Here is a 2,949-nt window from a genome sequence, read left to right on the forward strand (position 1 = left end):
CAGAAGATCGATTTTATACTGCTATCAGAGATGCTGAATTTCTCTATAATAGCCTATCTCAGTACCAGTGTCCTTTACCATTTTTCAAACCTACTTCTTCCCCCGCATTGATTTCCAGCGCTATTTTGGAAAGGCAGAAAATTCCAACTTATTTATTTAATGCAGGTTTGCCTCTCGTTCCACGAATCCCTTTAATCGATTTGGGGGGAAAACCAGCTAAGTGTGTGAGTCAAGGCTGTGCATTAGAAATGACTACGGTGAGACATCTCCTAGAACAAGGCTTAATTTGGGGTGAACGACTCGCTAAACGAGGCAAATATTTAATAGTTGGCGAGTGCGTAGTTGGGGGAACTACCACAGCTCTCGCAATTCTAACAGGTTTAGGTTTTTCTGCTCTTGGCAAAGTAAATAGCAGTCATCCAACTTGTAACCATGATCAAAAGTGGGTACTGGTACAATCTGGGCTAAATAAATTCGAGGAGCAAACTTGTTGGCAAAATTCCTTGCTTACCACAACTTCACGTCCGGTTCTCTCCCTTCTTGCTGCATTAGGAGATCCAATGCAAGTTGTGGTAGCTGGAATGGCGATCGCAGCTAGCCGCGTAGGAGGGGTACTACTAGCGGGCGGTACGCAAATGCTAGCAGTTTATGCCTTAATCAGGACGATAGCAAGAGAACTTACCCTTATTTGGCAACCAGAGCAAGTTGTGGTTGGAACTACTCGCTGGGTTGTAGAAGATGCCACAGGTGACACGGTAGGGCTGGCAGAGGAAGTAGGTGCAGTTCCTCTATTAGCTACGCAACTGAGTTTAGCTAATTCCTGTCATCACCAACTCCGTGCCTATGAACAAGGATATGCAAAAGAAGGTGTAGGAGCAGGGGGATGTGCAATTGCTGCCAATCTTTACTTAGGGTGGGAGCAAGCTCAGTTTATTGAGGTTATTGATAGTTTATATACAGCAATATAAATAGTTTACTATCAAAGCTTATAATACATAGCTTTTGATAAAAGTAACCAAAAGTTTCTGCTGGCATTTTAATTTTATGGAACTCTCAATTTTAGTGCGCTGTTCTGACGATATACGTTTAATCAAATGTATCGATAGTATCGATGTATCATGTCAGGTGGTTGTAACAATGACACCTAATCTAGAACTTCAAAAAGAACTAGAATCCCGAGGAATAACCTATGCTTTGAGCCCCAAAGGAAATCCAGCAGCTACTACTTTGGCTGGAATTAAACATTGTTATTATTCTAAAGTGCTCTTGATAGATTGCGATTGTATTTTCTTGCCAGGAGCAATTAAACGGATGTACACTCTTGCTCAATCAGCAGATATTGTTAGACCCAATATCGAATTTGAAGCTACCGATCTCTCCTCGTATGCAACTCGATTAGCACGAGATTTTCAATATACTTACTTTGGTTTCATCTATGAACCTGGACTGTTACTGAATCTGAATCGTATTCTCCCTTTAATAGGTGGTTATCTTTTTACACCTTTTGCGCCATTTACTCCTGATGGAGAACTAGACTACCGTTTACGTCAGTTTGAGATTAGTAAAGATCTGAAGATAGTTACTGATTCCGATCGCACTCTTATTCATGCCGCTTTGTCTTTTAGTAAACATCTCCACTCTTACTGGCGCTATGGCTTCAGCGAAGCTAGTCGGATGGTTTATTTAGAACAACCAGTTTTTATGAATTTTGTTGCTGGAATAGCATACCGATACTGGATGGCTTGGTCTCATAAGTATCCTTTTTCTACTGGTATTTTGATAGCCATTTGCGATCTTTGCTACATAATTTCTATCCTTGTCCACTTATTACTTTTCATTCTTCGGAGAAATCAAAAACATGATTCTAAATAATGATTATGTGGATAAGCTTCAGTGTTCAGAAATTTATAGCATTTGTGGCAACCGGATTGTCATGTATCAAGTAGAAATGACCGATCGAGATTTACGTAGAGCCAGCCACCTATCTAACCTTTGTTGGTTTCATGGGCAGCGCATAGCTGACGGTGTAGCCTGTTTATCTCCGAGAAAGAACTATACGCGATTTTGTTTTTTTAATCCAGACGGTTCGTTTGAGTTAGTTTGTGGAAATGCCTTGTTTGCTGCTACTGCTTTACTAAGTAATAGTTCTGTAAATCCACTGAAAATTTACCCCTTTGATATTCCTCCCCTTGAACTATCTGATGAAAAAGATAGATACACTATTACAACTCCTGTTTCAATTGGCTATCAACCTATTTTAGTTGAGTCTTTACCTCCTTCTGTTATTCATAACACTGGTTCACCTCACTTAGTTGTGCAAGTTGATAATGTAGCATCTGTAAATCTTCCTAAATTAGGTGCTACTGTTACATATCAGTTAGAAGTAAATCTAACGATTTTCAGCATCTGCAATGGAAAAATATTAGCACGGACTTATGAAAGAGGTGTTGAAGCTGAAACAGATGCCTGTGGCACTGGTGCAATGGCAGTAGCTGTAGAAACAAATATTCGTTCGATTAATTCTTCATCTATTATCTATCCTGGGGGAATCTACGAGGTAAAAATTCTCAAAACTTTTCCTCAACCTGTTATTGCCTTATCTGTGGACAAAGGGGCCGCGCTGCCGCGCACCGTCCAGATCGAGGAGGGCTGAGCCATGTATGTTGCGGTCAAGGGCGGCGAGGCAGCGATCGATGCCGCGCATGGCTGGCTTGCCGTCGAGCGGCGCGGCGATCCCGCGCTGCCCGAACTCACCCTCGATCAGATCGCGCAGCAGATGACGCTGGCGGTCGATCGCGTGATGGCGGAAGGGAGCTGCTATGATCGCGGCCTCGCCGCCCTGGCGCTGAAGCAGGCGCGGGGCGATGCGATCGAGGCCGCCTTCCTGCTGCGCGCCTATCGGACGACGCTGGCGCGCTTCGGCGCCGCCGCGCCGCTCGACACCGGCGC

4 protein-coding genes are annotated in these 2,949 nt (G+C 43.5%); all 4 read left to right on the top strand.

The features are described from left to right. Positions 1-968, top strand: a 968-nt coding sequence (gene cobT / locus H6S82_RS26955; protein WP_191057011.1) for a nicotinate mononucleotide-dependent phosphoribosyltransferase CobT, incomplete at its 5' end; no start/stop codon positions are given. Between the two features lie 169 nt (positions 969-1,137). Then, positions 1,138-1,872: a hypothetical protein gene (locus H6S82_RS26960; RefSeq protein ID WP_190462953.1), complete on the top strand. Its 735-nt coding sequence runs from the start codon at positions 1,138-1,140 to the stop codon at positions 1,870-1,872. Next, positions 1,859-2,653, top strand: a complete 795-nt coding sequence (locus H6S82_RS26965) for a hypothetical protein (RefSeq protein WP_191057012.1) — start codon at positions 1,859-1,861, stop codon at positions 2,651-2,653. The genes H6S82_RS26960 and H6S82_RS26965 overlap by 14 nt, the downstream gene beginning before the upstream one ends. A gap of 3 nt (positions 2,654-2,656) precedes the next feature. Then, a partial coding sequence (locus tag H6S82_RS26970; RefSeq protein ID WP_191057013.1) for a carbon-phosphorus lyase complex subunit PhnI occupies positions 2,657-2,949 on the top strand: 293 nt, incomplete at its 3' end.

The organism is Planktothrix sp. FACHB-1355 (assembly GCF_014748295.1).
GTDB lineage: Bacteria > Cyanobacteriota > Cyanobacteriia > Cyanobacteriales > Aerosakkonemataceae > Aerosakkonema > Aerosakkonema funiforme_A.

What these genes read in the sequence shown, in the direction of transcription:
- H6S82_RS26960 (WP_190462953.1), top strand. Translation starts at nt 1,138, where the DNA reads ATGACACCTAATCTAGAACTTCAAAAAGAACTAGAATCCCGAGGAATA.
- H6S82_RS26965 (WP_191057012.1), top strand. Translation starts at nt 1,859, where the DNA reads ATGATTCTAAATAATGATTATGTGGATAAGCTTCAGTGTTCAGAAATT.